The 16737-nt window shown below is 36.4% G+C and carries 18 protein-coding genes; 7 read left to right on the forward strand and 11 right to left on the reverse strand.

Going from position 1 to position 16737, the window contains the following annotated elements:
* Window positions 1-27 precede the first annotated feature (27 nt).
* On the forward strand, window positions 28-945 hold the full coding sequence (locus C1N55_RS20150; RefSeq protein WP_137730434.1) for an NAD-dependent epimerase/dehydratase family protein: 918 nt from the start codon (window positions 28-30) through the stop codon (window positions 943-945).
* Between the two features lie 437 nt (window positions 946-1382).
* Here the strand turns inward: C1N55_RS20150 and C1N55_RS20155 are convergent, their stop codons facing one another.
* Complete coding sequence (locus tag C1N55_RS20155) at window positions 1383-2219, reverse strand: alpha/beta hydrolase (protein WP_137730435.1); 837 nt, start codon at window positions 2217-2219, stop codon at window positions 1383-1385.
* A 232-nt stretch (window positions 2220-2451) separates the two neighbouring features.
* Here C1N55_RS20155 and C1N55_RS20160 point away from each other — a divergent pair, with 232 nt between their 5' ends.
* The 4 genes from C1N55_RS20160 (at window position 2452) to C1N55_RS20175 (ending at window position 5641) form a co-directional block, all read left to right on the forward strand.
* Window positions 2452-3867 carry a catalase gene (locus tag C1N55_RS20160; protein ID WP_370452632.1) on the forward strand — a complete coding sequence of 472 codons (1416 nt, stop codon included), beginning with the start codon at window positions 2452-2454 and terminating at the stop codon, window positions 3865-3867.
* A 203-nt stretch (window positions 3868-4070) separates the two neighbouring features.
* Window positions 4071-4232: a hypothetical protein gene (locus C1N55_RS20165; RefSeq protein WP_205758495.1), complete on the forward strand. Its 162-nt coding sequence runs from the start codon at window positions 4071-4073 to the stop codon at window positions 4230-4232.
* A 363-nt stretch (window positions 4233-4595) separates the two neighbouring features.
* Window positions 4596-5201: a dienelactone hydrolase family protein gene (locus tag C1N55_RS20170; RefSeq protein WP_137730437.1), complete on the forward strand. Its 606-nt coding sequence runs from the start codon at window positions 4596-4598 to the stop codon at window positions 5199-5201.
* Between the two features lie 110 nt (window positions 5202-5311).
* The gene (locus C1N55_RS20175) at window positions 5312-5641 is read left to right on the forward strand and encodes a cupin domain-containing protein (RefSeq protein ID WP_137730438.1); all 330 of its coding nucleotides are present in this window, start codon (window positions 5312-5314) and stop codon (window positions 5639-5641) included.
* Between the two features lie 85 nt (window positions 5642-5726).
* On the opposite strand, the gene C1N55_RS20180 is transcribed toward C1N55_RS20175, so the two are convergent.
* Entirely contained in the window at window positions 5727-6602 is an 876-nt protein-coding gene (locus C1N55_RS20180) for an AraC family transcriptional regulator (protein ID WP_137730439.1), read from the reverse strand.
* Window positions 6603-6902: 300 nt separating this feature from the next.
* Here C1N55_RS20180 and C1N55_RS20185 point away from each other — a divergent pair, with 300 nt between their 5' ends.
* Window positions 6903-7382 carry a type VII toxin-antitoxin system HepT family RNase toxin gene (locus C1N55_RS20185; protein ID WP_137730715.1) on the forward strand — a complete coding sequence of 160 codons (480 nt, stop codon included), beginning with the start codon at window positions 6903-6905 and terminating at the stop codon, window positions 7380-7382.
* A gap of 172 nt (window positions 7383-7554) precedes the next feature.
* Here C1N55_RS20185 and C1N55_RS20190 read toward each other — a convergent pair whose 3' ends face one another.
* Window positions 7555-8115 carry an LOG family protein gene (locus tag C1N55_RS20190; RefSeq protein ID WP_137730440.1) on the reverse strand — a complete coding sequence of 187 codons (561 nt, stop codon included), beginning with the start codon at window positions 8113-8115 and terminating at the stop codon, window positions 7555-7557.
* 52 nt (window positions 8116-8167) lie between these two features.
* Here C1N55_RS20190 and C1N55_RS20195 point away from each other — a divergent pair, with 52 nt between their 5' ends.
* A complete protein-coding gene (locus tag C1N55_RS20195) occupies window positions 8168-8482 on the forward strand; it encodes a MazG nucleotide pyrophosphohydrolase domain-containing protein (protein WP_137730441.1) in 315 nt (104 codons plus the stop codon).
* A gap of 112 nt (window positions 8483-8594) precedes the next feature.
* Here C1N55_RS20195 and rlmH read toward each other — a convergent pair whose 3' ends face one another.
* The 8 genes from rlmH to yycF form a co-directional block, all read right to left on the reverse strand.
* Window positions 8595-9074, reverse strand: a complete 480-nt coding sequence (rlmH, locus tag C1N55_RS20200; RefSeq protein WP_137730442.1) for a 23S rRNA (pseudouridine(1915)-N(3))-methyltransferase RlmH — start codon at window positions 9072-9074, stop codon at window positions 8595-8597.
* Between the two features lie 233 nt (window positions 9075-9307).
* Window positions 9308-9472, reverse strand: a complete 165-nt coding sequence (locus tag C1N55_RS20205; protein ID WP_137730443.1) for a CxxH/CxxC protein — start codon at window positions 9470-9472, stop codon at window positions 9308-9310.
* A 178-nt stretch (window positions 9473-9650) separates the two neighbouring features.
* Entirely contained in the window at window positions 9651-10931 is a 1281-nt protein-coding gene (locus tag C1N55_RS20210) for a S1C family serine protease (RefSeq protein WP_137730444.1), read from the reverse strand.
* A 131-nt stretch (window positions 10932-11062) separates the two neighbouring features.
* Window positions 11063-11851, reverse strand: coding sequence for an MBL fold metallo-hydrolase (locus tag C1N55_RS20215; protein ID WP_137730445.1), 789 nt, complete (start codon window positions 11849-11851; stop codon window positions 11063-11065).
* Between the two features lie 4 nt (window positions 11852-11855).
* Window positions 11856-12746 carry a two-component system regulatory protein YycI gene (locus C1N55_RS20220; protein WP_137730446.1) on the reverse strand — a complete coding sequence of 297 codons (891 nt, stop codon included), beginning with the start codon at window positions 12744-12746 and terminating at the stop codon, window positions 11856-11858.
* Window positions 12733-14028, reverse strand: a complete 1296-nt coding sequence (locus tag C1N55_RS20225; protein ID WP_240758510.1) for a YycH family regulatory protein — start codon at window positions 14026-14028, stop codon at window positions 12733-12735. Before C1N55_RS20225 ends, C1N55_RS20220 begins: the two co-directional genes overlap by 14 nt.
* Window positions 14025-15854, reverse strand: a complete 1830-nt coding sequence (gene walK, locus C1N55_RS20230) for a cell wall metabolism sensor histidine kinase WalK (protein ID WP_137730448.1) — start codon at window positions 15852-15854, stop codon at window positions 14025-14027. Before walK ends, C1N55_RS20225 begins: the two co-directional genes overlap by 4 nt.
* 5 nt (window positions 15855-15859) lie before the next feature.
* Window positions 15860-16570 carry a response regulator YycF gene (gene yycF, locus C1N55_RS20235; protein WP_107932061.1) on the reverse strand — a complete coding sequence of 237 codons (711 nt, stop codon included), beginning with the start codon at window positions 16568-16570 and terminating at the stop codon, window positions 15860-15862.
* Window positions 16571-16737: the final 167 nt, after the last annotated feature.

Below are 16737 nucleotides of genomic sequence, written 5' to 3' on the forward strand. Positions count from 1 at the left end.
ATATGAAAATGAGAGTGAGGTATAAAGATGAAGGCAGTAGTGACAGGTGGGGCGGGTTTTATAGGCTCCCATCTAGTAGAGGGACTTATAACTAGAGGATTCGAGGTTCATATAATTGACAATCTATCATCTGGGAAACTAGAGAATGTTCCTTCACATGTTCATACACATGTTTTAGATATCCGCAGTAAAGAAGCCAAAGAATTAATCTTACAGATAAAGCCAGATGTCGTATTTCATCTAGCGGCACAAGCAGATGTGACCACATCAATTACTAATACAATCGATGATGCTAGCATTAATATAGACGGTACAATTAATATACTGGACGCTTGCAAAGAAGCAGGGGTAAAAAAGTTTATTTTTGCATCAACTTCCGCAGTTTATGGAGATATACAAAAAGATTTGATTTCAGAAGATGATTTAACGAATCCAATCTCTTATTATGGCCATTCAAAATTAACTGCTGAAAAATATATCCAATTATATAATCAATACCACCAATTATCATATACCATTCTAAGATACGGAAATGTGTATGGACCTAGACAAGTAGCAAAAGGTGAAGGTGGTGTGATTGCGATTTACATTGAAGGCTTAGGTAATAAGAATCCTTTAAAAGTTTATGGGGATGGAGAGCAAACCCGTGACTTTATCCATGTGTTAGATGTAGTACAGGCAAACTTAGCTTCCATTGAAAAAGGTAATCAGGAAATCATTCATGTAAGTACCGGACAACGTACATCGATCAATCAAATCATTCAAATCCTTAAACAACTACATGATCAGGGGGTTAGTCCTGTCTATTACGACGCTAAGCCTGGTGATATAAAACATAGCTGCTTAAGTAATGAAAAAGCTAAATGCATGTTAAATGCAGCTCCTTTGTATAATATCCAAGATGGGTTGAGACACACTTATTTGAGTGAGATTACTAACAATTAATTATACTCTAGACATCTCCTCATAAGACCATGAGTAAGTAGGAAGCCAATAACCACCTAAAATGTTTCTTCAACATTCTAGGTGGTTTATATTATAAACCTCAGTTAGTGGGATGATAGCTATAATCCGCATTTTTTAGAGTTCGATAAAACTCGTTTACTTATTGTAAGGTTAAGAGCTTATCTGCCTTATTCCAATAGAATTATGACCATTCATCAAAGGAACAGGAGCTGCACTCATCACCATTTGCAATATCTTAACCCTATAAACATCCCAACTTGAATCAAGAGCCTTCTTTAAGACTCTTATTCAAGTTGATCTTCATTAAATGGAAAAATAACATTAAATAATAGATTGTGTGCGGCTTGTTTTATTTTGAATCAAGCATAAGAAGCAAAACCGTGATTGCATCTTCTCATGGAAGCTGAAGCACTATATCATGGCTGAATCAACCAACGATGAGCCTCAGTAAACAACGGTCCCCATGTGGATTCGTGGTGCGTTCCGTCTGGAATGACGTCAAATCGGATTCTGCTATCTGCTACCCCAGCACCGGTAAGCGTCTGGATGAGCAGCGCGATGTGTTCATAAGCAATCCGGTTAAAGTCTGGATTATCGGTCTCCAGTTCTCCGATGCTGAGATAGAGGCGCAGCGTAGGAGAAATAACCGACTGCTGAATCAATTGAATGATCGCGCCGTTGTCCTGCCACATAACGAAAGAAATGCCGCCAACTCGGTTGAACTGAGCAGGATAGCGAATAGCGGTGTAGAGCGATATATAAGCACCAAAAGAGCTCCCACCAATCATGGTATGTTCTGGTCCAGGGAGGGTACGATAGTGGTCGTCTATATACGGCTTGAGCGTCTCAGCAAGGAACGCAGCGTAAGCTTCGCCTTTGCCTCCGAAGCCATATTCTGCATTAATCGTGAAGTTATATTCATTGTTGCGCTGGTCGCCTCCATGATCAACAGCAACCACAATAGTCTCGAGTGCAGGTTCATCGATCGTCATTTGCTCCAACGTCTCATCGACTCCCCACTCACTTCCCCAAGACGTCGCTTGATCAAACACATTTTGTCCATCATGCATATATATAACCGGATACCTACGAGCACCTTCGTTATAGCTTCTCGGCAGGTAAATCCATACTCTTCGCTCCGTCTGCAGCTGAGGAATCGGGAACGCTTCGATTACCCTTACATCACCGTTAATCGTATGCATTTTATCGCCTGTCAAAACTTCTCTCCACGGCAAAGCAGTATTTTTCATCATATATGATTCTCCTAGTAATATGTTTTCTATAAACTTAGCATTTGGCCCGGCTGCTATCAATACCTATTACTTTAATACGTTCTAGGTGATCTTGTCGTTACCCATTCTACTTGTGATATGGTTATGCAAAAGGAAGAATAGCGGCTGATCCGCTGTACTTCAATGTTCTATATACTAAGGCCCTACCATATAATTCATTGACATTAGACTTAAATGAATAGGAGGAGAATTTATCCATAATCGAGGTACAGATCCGCACAACAATCATGCGGAACAAAACCTTCGCAAGCAAGAACAGTCATCAAATAGTACATACAAATGGAATATAGACCTTCCAGCTGAAATTCATTCACAAACAGTAGGTAAACGAGGGCCAATTTTAGAACAAGATAACATTGAACACGAAACATTACAGACGTTTATTCATGAAAAGATTACAGAAAGACCCGTACATGTTAAGGGATGGGGTGCATTTGGCTATTTTGAAACGTTGTATTCTATGTCGAATTATACGTCCCTTTCATTTTTACAACAGCCAGGAACGCGCGTACCCGTATTTGTAAGATTCTCACTAGCAGTCAGCACAAAAGGAACACCGGATACGTCAAGAAATGTACGAGGGTTTTCTACTAAATTCTATACAGAAGAAGGCATTTTCGATCTTATTTGTAATCATATCCCAGTATTTTCAGTACGCGATCCGATTCGTTTCCCTGAAGCGATTAAGGCATTCCTTCCATCACCGAAAAACAACTTAATCGATCCTACCCGATACTGGAGTTTTGTTGCAAGAGCACCTGAGTCGTTGTTATTTACACTTCTTGTTTACTCTAATCTAGGTACAGTTAAAAGTCTGCGTCATTTACCGGGTTATAGTGTGAACACATATGTTTGGAAAAATGATGAAGGAAAACGTCATTATATTAAGTATACTTGGTCACCCATGGCAGGTCAGCAATACATTCGGAATGATGAAGCAGTGAAATTAGCTGGAGAAAACCCGGATATTGCTGGTCAGGATTTATATAATGCGATTGAAAATGGAGAACACGTAGAATATAGATTGTATGTCCAAGTGATTGATCCAGATAAATCTAAGGACTTGCCCTACGATCCATTAGACGATACGAAGATTTGGGATCAGAAACAATTTCCATTCCATCCTGTCGGTCGCATGGTGTTAAACAAAAACCCAGATAACTACATGGAGCAAGTTGAAAAAGCCGCCTTTTCACCATCGAATTTACTGAATGGTGCCGAATTATCCGATGATAAAATGTTACAAGGTCGTGCCAATGTTTACTGGGATTCTCAACGTAATCGGATTGGGCCAGATTTCCGAAATGTACCAGTAAACAAACAAGCAGATTGGTGGCCGGGTGATTTAGTTACTAGTGGTAATGGTCGATTTGTGGAAGGAGAGCTTCAACGAGCTGACCTTGAAAAACAGGATGATTTTACACAAGCTGGGCTTTTTTATAAATCTCTTTCCGAGGGACAACAAAATGATTTAATTGATAATATGGCACATGGATTAACCACAGTCTCCTCAGATGTGTTTAACCTTATATACCAATATATGAATAATGCATCCCCTGATTTAGCAAGAAAACTGAACAAAGCTGTGACAATGAAACGAGAGGGTTAAAGATTTATAGCCTTTTGTGAATGAATTTGGCATATTAGTGATATTAAAGATGGTATATACATTCAAAACCACCTAAAACATTGTATTATCAATGTTATAGATGGTTTTTTTTTATAAACTGCACTTACGATACGTAATTAAGAAAACCTTAAACAGTAACTGGAGATCGGCCTTTCCCGTTCCTTCGGGTGAATCTGGCCCCTGTGGGAGAATTGCCAGTTTTCGGGCTACTTCTTGCAGGTGACTGGAAAATCAATTTTGAACTTTATGCTAAAGCATTGAATTTAACTGAAAAAGAGAAAGAAGTAATTGTAGAGTATGACAATAAAGTAGAAGAAGTAAAAACTAACTTGAAGATAAAGTGAACCAAGAGATTTCCATTGCACCATCACAAGCAGTTAGGGATTATTTTTTATAGGAGAACTTAAATGATACATGGAAATTTTCCATACTTTTTTTGTTCATGATGCATTTAATCCCTATCCATGGCCTTTCCCTCTGTTATACCACTACTTTTGATCCGGTTCGCCTTATCTCTGTAATGCAAAAAAGACTGTCTCAAGCATCAGGCTCTTTTTATTTAGGTTCATCGAATTTTGTGGTGGAATCAAATTTTCTCCTGCGCCCTTCAATTTTCATTGACACACAATTTCGCCATGACACTAGTAATGTCATTTATTGGATAGTAATATGACAATAGAATGCGTTAAATTGGAGGCTAATGACTGATGCTTACTTATCATAACAACTCAAAAACAGCTATTGTTGTTCTTCATGAAATTTATGGCATAAATCAACATATCAGAGAGGTTTGTGGAAGATTGTCCAACATTGGATATGATGTAATATGTCCCAATCTGCTGGATAGAGACGAACCTTATAATTACGAAGAAGAGGAAATGGCATACAAGAATTTCGTGAATATTGGTTTTTCCCCAATAGTGGAAAATACACGTTCAATTCTAATGCAGTTGAGACATAAGTATCAAATGTTATATGTGATTGGATACAGTGTTGGAGCCACCATTGCATGGTTATGTGGGACAGAAAAAGGCCTGGTTGATGCCTTTGTTGCCTACTATGGGTCTCGTATAAGGGACTACCTGGATAAACAACCCCAATGTCCTTCGTTACTACTGTTCCCATCAGAAGAAATGTCTTTTAATGTTGAGGAACTTATCTGCAACTTACGTGAAAATGGTAATGTTGAGGTTCGTAAATATGAGGGTCTCCACGGATTTGCAGACCCCCAAAACAAGAACTACTCCGAATTGTTATCCAAGCAAGCATTTGAAGATACCATAAAATTTTTTTCCACTTTATCACTGCCTTAATAAGCAAATAGAAACCTTATTTGGTTTCGTTAATGAGCGCATGATTATGTAGAACGGCTTCTGTATAATAGATTCAGCACTACTACAACAGAAATGGGGAATATCTTGAAATGAAGAATGGACAATTAGAGAAACTGAATCTATACGACATTTCGAATGGGATATCAGAATATAAAAACTGGATAGTTAGTGAAGTAAATGATCATGCACTACGTATAGCTGTTATTAACGGTGAATTTCATTGGCATAAACATGAAAACTGTGATGAGCTGTTTATGGTTCTTGAAGGGGAACTCTTTATTGATTTGGAAGATAAGACGGTAGCTCTGAAACCTGGGGAAATATTCACCATTCCACGTAATGTAATGCACCGTACTTGGTCTAAAGAAAGAACGGTTAATCTATGTTTTGAAAAATCATCCAACAATATAAATGGATAAACCATAGCCGATCCATAAAGATAAAGGGAGACGATAGCTTAATAAAGCATGAGAAAAACCACTGCAAAAGTGGTTTTTCTTTTGGTTATAACGAATGCTTACTTTTTTCCTTTATTGGCATCCAAACTTCGCTATAAACATTTTCATAAGTACCATCATGCTTTGTAAATGAAATTCCAGGTAGGTCGGCAATTTCATAACCTGAAGATGGCAACCATTCCGAATATATTTTTGCAGTTGTTTCTTGAAGAGTGGCAGGGAATGGTCCTTGATTAGGGAAAATTGCCCACAAACTTTCTTCGATAGGAAGTTGTTCTAATTCAGCAAACGGATTTTCTTTAGTTGTTGCAAGACCAATCATATGAGTTAAGTAACCTTTTTCTTCTAAGTAACCATCATCAAAGTTATAAGATACATTCAAGACTTGTTGAGGATATAAATCAGCTAATTGATGCATCTCGTTTCTTTGTTTTTCGGTAATGGTTTGGGCTAGTTGTAAAATTTCATTATTGATGCCTTCAAATTGTATTGGCACCCTTTTCGATACTCCAACTATATTAAATTTCTCTTTCTTTTCAATTTTGAATTCCATGGAAACTCCTCCCCTAATATCTATAATGAATGTAAATTTGGGAAATGATTTTTGAATTTTATTTTTCGTCACTTCTGATGGTAAGAAGCCACACCATTCACGAAAGGCTCTTGAAAATCCCTCGATTGATTGATAGCCATATTTAAAGGCAACATCTGTAACCTTCGCACCGTTTATTAATTCAACATTCGCTACTGATAATCTCCTGTTTTTGATATACTCATTCAATGACATTCCTGCCATATACGAAAACATTCTTTTAAAATGATAATCAGATAGCCCAATTATATTTGATATTTCTTTACCAGAGATTTCTTTCGTTAAATTTTTTTCAATGTAATCCATTAATTGGTTGAATTCTTGTAACATTCCATTTCCCTCCTTTACAGTTACATCATATTGTATCCATTGATTTTTCACTCGATATTTTTTATACGGATGTTATCGGATTACGAATCAATAACAGCTTAGAAATACTCTAAGCTGCTTTTGTGATCTTTTCTATCCTTTTATCTTTGTATTAGGTACTATCGTCTAACTTCTCAGTGCTGGATATATTTAAGTAAGAATCCTCATTTCAGTATTTACAATGCAAATATTTGGGCTAGGTAACCCAATTTATATACATGACGAAAACGAATTTAACGTCAAAAAATGCGTGCTTATAGCATGTATGCTACGTTAAGCGAGCAATGTGCTGCAATTGTTGATGCAATTAAAGAAAGAGGGAGTGTGTTTGACGTTGATTACGTGATTTTAAATAAAACAACGACCATTGAACGTTGTATAAATCGGATTCATGAAGTATATGAGGGAAATCCTACTAACTTATCGGATTACATAAAACAAGATAGTATCATTTTAAATATTCAGCGCGCTTGTGAAGCAAGCATTGATTTAGCAATGCTTATCGTCAGTGAACGTAAGCTTGGCGTGCCAAAAGCAAGTCGTGAAGGATTTAAATTGCTACAAGAGGCTGGATTGATTAAAGCTGATTTAGACAAGACCTTAATCAATATAGTAGGTTTCCGCAATATTGCTGTTCATGATTACCAAACATTAGAAATCGATACTTTAGAAGCGATTTTAGAAAAGCATATTCATGATTTTAAGGATTATACGAAGGTTCTTTTGAAATTGGCGGAATAATCGGTGCAGTTCGTTCATGAATTTGAATAAACACCCCAATAAATATATAGTGAATTTTAGCATATAAAATGGTCCCCCTAAAACTTTGTTAAATCAACGTTTAGGGGGTTACCTTACTTAAATATAGTACGGTTATCCGCACCATATTTAAGTGTAGTTTTTTACTATTGTATTAATATGCCCGAACTATAAGAGGTGCATAATTTGTTATATATTGTTCGATTTCATTGAAAGAGGTAGTAAATAACATTGCTTTTTTATCTACTTCAGTAAAGAACCCGTTTGTTACCATATCATCATAAAATTCTTTTAATTTATCATAGTAGCCACCTACATTGAATAAAATACATGGATTATGGTGTTGTCCAATTCTTGCCCATGAAATTACCTCGGAAATTTCTTCTAGCGTTCCAGGTCCTCCAGGTAGTGCAATATAGCAGTTTCCTAATTCAATCATTTTGTTTTTACGTTCAGACATGGAATTTACAATTTCTAAACGGGTTAAATTAGAATGACATAGCTCACGGTCGACTAAAAATGTTGGAATAATGCCGATTACTTTGCCATTATGTAATAAAACTTCATCTGCAATCACGCCCATAAGACCAGCCTTTCCTCCGCCGTATACTAAAGTATGACCATTTTCGGCAATCCATTTTCCAAGTGATTTTGCTGCGTCTTCGTATAAATAATTGTTACCTAGACTTGCACCACAATAAACTGAAATATTCAAATTCTATTCCTCCTTTATGCTATCATTATAGAAGTATAAGGAGTGATTTTCATTGAATATTTTTGAATACCAAACGTGGATTACAGAATTTTATAAAAAACGTGGCTGGTATGACTTAAACGCCTTTATTCGTGTAAATTTTTTAACGGAAGAAGTTGGTGAAGTTTCAAAAGCCATTCGAACAATTGAAATTGGGCGTGATCGTCCGGATGAAGAAACTCTACCAAAAGAAAACCAAATTGAGAATTTAAAAGAAGAACTGGGCGATGTTCTTGATAATTTATTTATTTTAGCTGATAAGTACGAAATTGATTTAACTGAAATAATGTTAAGCCATAAAGATAAATTAACCAAACGATATCAATAAGTATGCTTCTAACCTTTAAAAAGCCCATACATAAATATAAGTACTAAAATAACAAAACCACCTAAATCGATGTTTTATCAACTTCTAGGTGGTTCTTTTGATAAAACCGCACTTACTTATGATACGGTTCGCCCTTGATAATCCTAAAACTTCGGTAAATTTGCTCGACTAGCACGAGCTTCATAAGCTGATGGGGAAGGGTCATTTTGCCGAAGCTTAGTTTTTCATCTGCGCGCTTGAGGACCTCTTCATGTAGACCGAGTGAACCGCCAATGACAAAGGCGACTTTACTTGTACCGTATGTCATGAGGGATTCGAGGTTCTTTGCCATGTCTTCTGAGGATTTCATTTTTCCGTCGATTGCAAGTGCAATGACGTGCGTGCCGTCATTGATCTTGGCTAGTATCCGTTCGCCTTCTTTTCGTTTGACGATTTCCATTTCGGCATCGCTTAATTGTTCGGGGGCTTTTTCATCCGGGACTTCCACTAATTCAATTTTTGCGTAACCGCCTAAACGTTTTACATATTCGTCTATGCCCATTTTCAAATACTTTTCTTTTAATTTTCCGACCGAGATGATCGTGATATTCACTGATTTACCACCTTTACATTCCATTCATAATTAAATTTTACAACATATGATTTCCAGTCAACTATTGCCTAAAGAAACCGCTTGAAACCCTACTACATATAGGGTTTCAGTTTTCACTTTTATTAGAAAATTTAAATACAAACAATTTATCCACCTTAATACTACATTTACAAACAACTTATCCACATAAGTTATGCACATATCCACAATTACGTTCTATATATTGTGTAAAGTTATTTACTTGATACAATATATGTTGCTTGCTCCTCGCAATAAGAGCACTTTGTGGATAACTTTTCATTATCCGATAATTTGTCCATAATTGGGAACTCTTGCGTTTGCGCTACAAACATGTCTAATGCGTGGTCTATATGGGTTTCACAGCTATACGTCTCCACTATTTTGTACCTCCTTTTTTTCAGAAATTTTAACAAACTTATTCACAGTTTATTCTATGTTATCCACAATCCATTGTAACAAACAAAAAAAGAGTAGGAAAGAAAAGGCTTTTCTTCCACTACTCTTTGTGCATATTTTGTTAAAAGTTATCCACAATTTTGATGCTTATCTAGACTTTTACACAGCTGTTCCTTCAGTTAATGTTAAGTTTAGCTCCACTAACTCACCTTGACGATAGACTTTAATTGTAATTGTATCTCCAATTTCTGTCTCGTTATATAAGTATTGACGTAAATCAATAGAGTTTTCAACTTTTTGTCCGCCCATTTCAACAATCAGGTCATATTGCTGCACTCCGGCTTTTCCTGCTGAAGAACCTTCGACTACTTCAGAAACGACAACACCTGTAGTTACTTCTTCAGGTAATTTTAAAGTTTGTTGTTGATAGAATGCCGGTACATCCGTTAAATCTAGTAAACCAATTCCCATTGTTGGACGCTTTACTTCACCATGTTGTTCTAGTTCTTCAATAATTGGGATGACTGAATTGATGGGAATCGAGAAGCCTAATCCTTCAATTGTATCTTGGGCAATTTTCATCGAGTTGATCCCAACTAATTCACCAGTAATATTGATTAGTGCACCACCGCTGTTCCCTGGGTTAATGGCAGCATCTGTTTGAAGGACTTCTACTTCCCAGTCTTCGTTACCATCAGCATTTAAATCCACTGGAACTGAGCGGTCTGTACCCGAAATAACACCTGTCGTGACGGAACCATAGAAATCTAAGCCAAGAGGGTTCCCAATGGCAATAACTGATTCACCCTGCTTTAATACATCTGAATCACCAAATTTGGCCACTGTTTCAACCTTTTCACTGCTTATTGAAACGACAGCTAAATCTGTCCAAATATCACTGCCTACTAATTTTGCTTCTTCTTTTGTTCCATCTGCTAATGTGACTTCCAGCTGTTTTGCACCTTCCACTACATGATAGTTTGTGATTACATAGGCCAGATCATTATCCACTTTATAGATAACCCCTGAACCACTACCTGCCTCAGCCGTAGTTGCTTGTTGGTTCCAGAAATCACTTACCTCCTGAATATTAGTAATACCTACAACTGCATCCGACACTGTGTCAACTGCTGATACAATATCTGATTTAACCTCAGTTGCAGTTTGTGTAATCGTCGATTCTGTGTTGCTATTCTTGGTCGTTGATTGACTTGAAAGCTGGTTCGTCATAGAAGGCACCAACAACCAAATCAGTAATGCTCCTATGATAATTCCAGATAGTCCACTTAAAAAATACCCTGCTTTACTGCCTCCATTTTTTTTGGAGCGTCGTTTATTTTCTTCTTCCTGCTCACGTCTTAATCGTTCTTGAAGGGGTGAGTAAGAATTAACAGATTCATGTTCTTGTTGTTTATTTTCATCATCATGATAGTAACTCACTATTTTCAGTCCTTTCCTTCTCTTCTTGTCATTATGATACAATCCAAACATTAAAATTACATGAAAATGAAATAAAACAAAATTAAAAAAAGAAGATATAACAAAGAAATTCTTGTCATACCTTCTCTAATTTAAACCGTTACTAGTAAAGTTGGCTCTTCTGCATCTGTATCATGTATATGCACGTATTCACCAGCAATAATGCCGCAGGATTGGAGAGTTTGTGTTACGCTCATTCTTGCTAAATCTTTCATATTATTATCCTTGCTTAAATGGGAAAGATATATTTGAGTTGGCTTTTCAAAAACCACTTCACTCATGGCAACTGCAGCATCCTCATTGGAAACATGTCCAACATCACTTAGAATTCGTCGTTTAACAGACCAAGGATAACGCCCCATTTGTAGCATACCGATATCATGATTACTTTCAAAAACAAAGGAATCCGCTCCACGAATAATCCCTTTCATTCGATCACTGACATAACCTGTGTCAGTAATTAACACTAACTTGCGCCCATTCTCATGAAATACATAAAACATTGGATCAGCAGCATCATGAGAAACTGCAAAGGATTCAATATTTATGGACCCAAAAGACTGCACCGTTTCCATATTAAAAACAAATTTCTGTTCTAATGGAATCTTTCCAATATGGCTATCCATTGCTTGCCAAGTTTTTTCATTCGCATAAATCGGGACATTATGTTTTCGAGCTAGAACACCGAGTCCCTTAATATGGTCACTATGTTCGTGTGTTACTAAAATCCCTGATAATTTTTTCATATCACGATCAATTTTAGCAAACAGTTGCTCCATTTTTTTACCCGTTAAGCCGGCATCGACTAGAAATGCATGTTCATCGTTCTCTACATAAATAGCATTTCCAGTACTCCCACTTGCTAAAACACTAAATCGCATACTACTACTCCCTACTTTTATCTTTTTCTATCTCCAGGTTATTTTCATCATCATCTGTAATAGCTTCTTCTACAGCTTCCTCAACTTCTTCAACCTTGGATGCATCTAGTGTTAAATCAAGTACTCCCCCTTGCACAGCATTGACAAAGTATTCTCTGACTTCACCATTTTCTGTTTGCACTTGAATTTCCCAGGTTGGTACAAATACTTGAGTTTGTGTAAATTGCACTAAGGTTGTATACCCTAGATTCATCTTGGTAATCTTTGAATTAGGTAATAGAAGCCCCTTATTATATAGATTTTGGATTGCTGTTAAAGGCGTTGATAATACCTTTTCTTCCTCATAAGCTGCAATATCTTCTAATAGAGTTTGTTCGTATTCTACTATTTCATTTTGATCATTCCAGTAGACTGTGACAAGTCCATTTAAAATGTAATAGAGTGTCCTCGTATTAACCGTTTGGAAAAATGTTGCGGATTTGTTTTCCTTATCAATTTGCCATAATGTATAGGAAGCGCCCTCATAAACATTTAATTTTAAGAAGTCGTTATAAGAAGTCGCTTCATCGATATTCTTTATTTCTACTGGTTCTTTTAAAGTAACGACCAGTTTATTTTTATCGATCCAAACATCTTTGGCGTTTTCAATTTTAGGGCTCTCTTCTTCAAAATTTACTACTTTCCCAGAAATATAAGCAGCTTTTTCAATATTCGTCGGTAGCATCCCGTAGGTAATATTGTCCTCTTTTAAGCGTGCTTCAATTGTTTTTTCACTTAAAGATTCTCCCTGAGCTAGTTGTGCTTCCGTATGGCGGTTCAGATAGAGTGAATATAAAAAGACATCTAGTATTAGAAATACCACGATGAATATAGATTTCGATTTACTCCAGTCCATATTCAGGCCCTCCTACTGGATCTGTCGTTAAACGTGCCCAACTACCCTCTCGAATAACAAACCAGCTAGGTTCAAGAGAATATACTTTAGGGTTAAGGGGATCTGGCGTTAAATAATACCCCAATACCAACTCATCAATATCCTGTAAAGTTTGAATTGTATTGACCATTTCCACTCCTGAAGGTAACTGTATAGTAGAGGATTCAGAAGCAACAAATAAGTAGTATGGTCTTTTATATTCGAAAACCTGATTTCTCCCCCATGTAACCGCTATTCGAGTTGACGTGACACTGCTAAACACAGGGAGGCCTTGTAGATATAGCTGATACTCGATAATATGCCTTTGTACATTACTATAGCTATATCTATAATCTCCTGTTAAACCGCCATGGTCATTTATAAAATCATAGCTGTCGTGTACTAACTCGGAGTGTTTAATATCAATAATACTTTCTTCTGCGGGATATACATAGTTAATGGTTTTGCTGCCCGAATCAGATGTCATCATAGCCATGCCATCCGTATAAGTAGTATTATCAAAATTCTTCTGAACGAGTTTTGTATCTTCAAACAATACATCTTTAAAGACATCAGTGGAAATCTCGTCAATATAGTATGTGTATTGTACTAAATCGACTGGATTAGCTGGAACATATAAAGAGAGCGCATTCGGTCTTACTATTTCTTTATAAGGAACAGCTTTTTGAATTGTCTTCATATAAGTAGAATTAAATTGTTCTTGTCCGATAGGTACAACTGTCGTATACAAGGTTTGTTTTTCTTTGCTGACAAAGGAAAATTGCAGCGTATTTGTTTCTTCTAAATTGCTCCAATCAATCAAAATATGGCTAAATGCAATCTCAGGCAACTCGCTTTGAGTAAATTGGAGTACCGAACGAAATGTATTGATCGGCACTTCAGCAGAAAAGAAAAGTGTTATCTGGTTTTCTGAATGCACCATATTATTCATCTTTTCATCTGATAGATTACTTTGGATAAATCTTAGTTCAGTTGCATCCAAATCCTGAATGGCTTCTATTACATTATCGATAGCAGTTGATGTTGTAGTACCTAAAAAGCTCCCATTTTCATGTATTAAAATACGGTAGGGTTTTATCACTTCTTGAATATCCTTCTTCTGCCCTAATGTAACTGGTTCACCTTGTGATTCTGGAATGTTTTGATAGTCCGGCGTATAGGTCCATATCGAAAATGTTAGTATAAGACTTAAAAAGACTAGGAGGAACAGTACAAATGATTTAATTTGTTCTACATGTTTCACTCCCAATCACCCGCCTCATCTAATTCATATGGTAACGTAAAGAAGATTGTTGTTCCTACCCCTTCCTCACTTTCGGCCCATATCTTTCCGCCATGTGCTTCAATCATCTCTTTTGCAATAGCAAGACCTAGACCTGTTCCACCCATTGCACGAGACCTAGCTCTATCGACGCGATAGAAGCGATCGAATATTTTTGTGACATTTTCTTTTGGAATCCCCATACCATCATCTGAAACCATTACTTTTAACATGTTTTCTTGTACAGTAAAACCAAATCGAATATTCCCTCCATCCGGAGAATATTTCAATGCATTGGAGATAATATTATCAATTACTTGAGTCAGTTTATCTGTATCAGCCTCAACAAAATATGATGTATCTGGAATATAACGATCAAATTTAACATTTTGTGATTTAGACATTTCAAATCGATCAATGATTCGATTAAAGAATTTATTAAACTCGACAAACTCTCTATTTAACTTATAATCTCGACTATCCATTTTTGAAAGATTTAATAAATCATTAACAAGTCGAATCATACGCTCTGTTTCGGTTTGTGTAACATTTAAAAATGTTGGTGCAATATTTTCATCTCTCCACGCACCATCTGCCAGTGCTTCTAAATAACTCCGCATTGTCGTTAATGGCGTACGCAATTCATGAGAGACATTTGCAACAAATTCTCTTCGTTCCATGTCAATCTTCTCTTGTTCCGTAATATCATGAATAACAGTGATTAATCCATTTACAAACCCCGTTTCTTTTTGAATGACGGAAAAATTCGCTCTCAAAATGAAAGGCTTGTCTTGAGTACTATAATCTAAGTTAATAGATTCCTTCATATGAATTAAATCCTCAAAACTGTATTCCTCATCCAACTCCAATACAGAAGCAATAGGACGACTTAGAGTTGTTTCACGTGTAACATTCAAAAAGTTTAAAGCAGGATCATTGATAAGAATGACCTTTCCTTTACGGTCTGTTGCGATTACACCATCTGTCATATTACTTAATACAGAAGCGAGTTTTCTCCTCTCTGCTTCTGTTGTAGACTGTGCTTCCTGCAAACGATTCGTTAAATGGTTGAAGGCTAGGGCAAGTTGACCGATTTCATCGTCCCCATATACTCGAACCTTTCTTGAATAGTTCCCTCTAGACATGGCTTGGGCTTGTCTGCGCATGTCTAAAATTGGTTTCGTAATCGTTTTAGCAAATAAAATCCCGAGCACAATTGTAATCGCAAGAGACATAGCGATACCAATGGCAAAAATCCGGTTAATATCCTTCATTTGCTCAAAAACTCTTTCAATATCAGATTCAATATAGATTGCACCAAGTACTTCTCCATTTGGTCCAACATTATCCATTATAGGGGCAGCAAGGACCCATACCCGATTTCCTGAATCGAGTGCAATATTCTCTGCATAATTTTCAGATGAAATGGATCTTGTTACTGTATCAATATTCCTCCGTTGTCCTACAATGGATTGATTATCTATATCTGAAGTGGCTAGCACTTTATTTCGATTATCAATTATTAAAATTTCGTTGATATCTTGTTTTGGAAACTCCAATAAAATAACACTTAAGCTTTGTTCAATACTTGGACTTGTGTCATCACGTTCCTTTAACAATTCTTCTCGAATACTGTATTGAACTAAGTCGATTCGTTGAGAAATCGAATCCTTAAAGTTCTCTTTTAAACTGGCTTCTAATTTAGAGGAGAAATAAATTCCAATTATCTGTAGTGCAATAATAATTAACAATACATAGATTAAAACTATTTTTACGTGAATAGACTTAAAAAAGCTCACCTTATGCATTCAGACTACTCCTGTTCAGGATTTCGCAAATAATAACCAACACCACGACGAGTTACAATCCAGTTTGGATGACTTGGATTATCTTCGATTTTTTCACGTAAACGACGAATCGTAACATCGACAGTTCGAACATCTCCAAAGTAATCATAACCCCATACCGTTTGAAGCAAATGCTCACGTGTCATTACCTGACCAATATGCTTCGCTAAATAATGCAATAGTTCAAATTCACGGTGTGTTAACTCAATTGCTTCACCGCGTTTTAAAACTAAATACGCATCAGGTTGAATAATTAAAGTTCCAACAGTAATATCATTTGTTTCTTCCTTTACCTCTTCTGGTTGACTTGACACTTTTAAACGACGCATATTCGCTTTTACACGGGCAATTAACTCTCGTGTACTAAATGGTTTTGTTACGTAGTCATCGGCTCCCATTTCCAATCCTAAGACTTTATCAATTTCGGAACCTTTAGCAGTTAGCATAATAATTGGGAAATCATATTTCTTACGAATTTCACGACAAACTTCCATCCCATCTCTTTTAGGAAGCATAATATCCAGTAACATTAAATCAGGCTGAGATTCTTCCACTTTTTCTAGTGCTTCGTCTCCATCATAGGCACAGATTACCTGGTATCCTTCCTTAACTAAGTTAAATTGCAGAATATCTGCAATCGGCTTTTCATCATCACAAACTAATATTGTTTTTGTCATATTTTTTTCTCCTTTTTGTCAATGTATCTATGTTCGATTAATAAAGTTCAAAATTTATAATTTATAAGTGCAAGATGACTTTAATCAAATTGCCTTTCTGATTCGTGAATCACGTACACAATCTCCAAATAACCTATAGCCATTCTTCATTTAGAATAAATGCATAA

Origin of the sequence: Lysinibacillus sp. SGAir0095, from assembly GCF_005491425.1 — a bacterium.
In the GTDB taxonomy this organism is placed as follows: Bacteria; Bacillota; Bacilli; order Bacillales_A; family Planococcaceae; genus Ureibacillus.

Coding starts and splice junctions, on each gene's coding strand:
- C1N55_RS20150 (WP_137730434.1), top strand. CDS start 28: ATGAAGGCAGTAGTGACAGGTGGGGCGGGTTTTATAGGCTCCCATCTA.
- C1N55_RS20155 (WP_137730435.1), bottom strand. CDS start 2,219: ATGATGAAAAATACTGCTTTGCCGTGGAGAGAAGTTTTGACAGGCGAT.
- C1N55_RS20170 (WP_137730437.1), top strand. CDS start 4,596: ATGCTTACTTATCATAACAACTCAAAAACAGCTATTGTTGTTCTTCAT.
- C1N55_RS20175 (WP_137730438.1), top strand. CDS start 5,312: ATGAAGAATGGACAATTAGAGAAACTGAATCTATACGACATTTCGAAT.
- C1N55_RS20180 (WP_137730439.1), bottom strand. CDS start 6,602: ATGTTACAAGAATTCAACCAATTAATGGATTACATTGAAAAAAATTTA.
- C1N55_RS20185 (WP_137730715.1), top strand. CDS start 6,903: ATGTATGCTACGTTAAGCGAGCAATGTGCTGCAATTGTTGATGCAATT.
- C1N55_RS20215 (WP_137730445.1), bottom strand. CDS start 11,851: ATGCGATTTAGTGTTTTAGCAAGTGGGAGTACTGGAAATGCTATTTAT.
- C1N55_RS20220 (WP_137730446.1), bottom strand. CDS start 12,746: ATGGACTGGAGTAAATCGAAATCTATATTCATCGTGGTATTTCTAATA.
- walK (WP_137730448.1), bottom strand. CDS start 15,854: ATGCATAAGGTGAGCTTTTTTAAGTCTATTCACGTAAAAATAGTTTTA.
- yycF (WP_107932061.1), bottom strand. CDS start 16,570: ATGACAAAAACAATATTAGTTTGTGATGATGAAAAGCCGATTGCAGAT.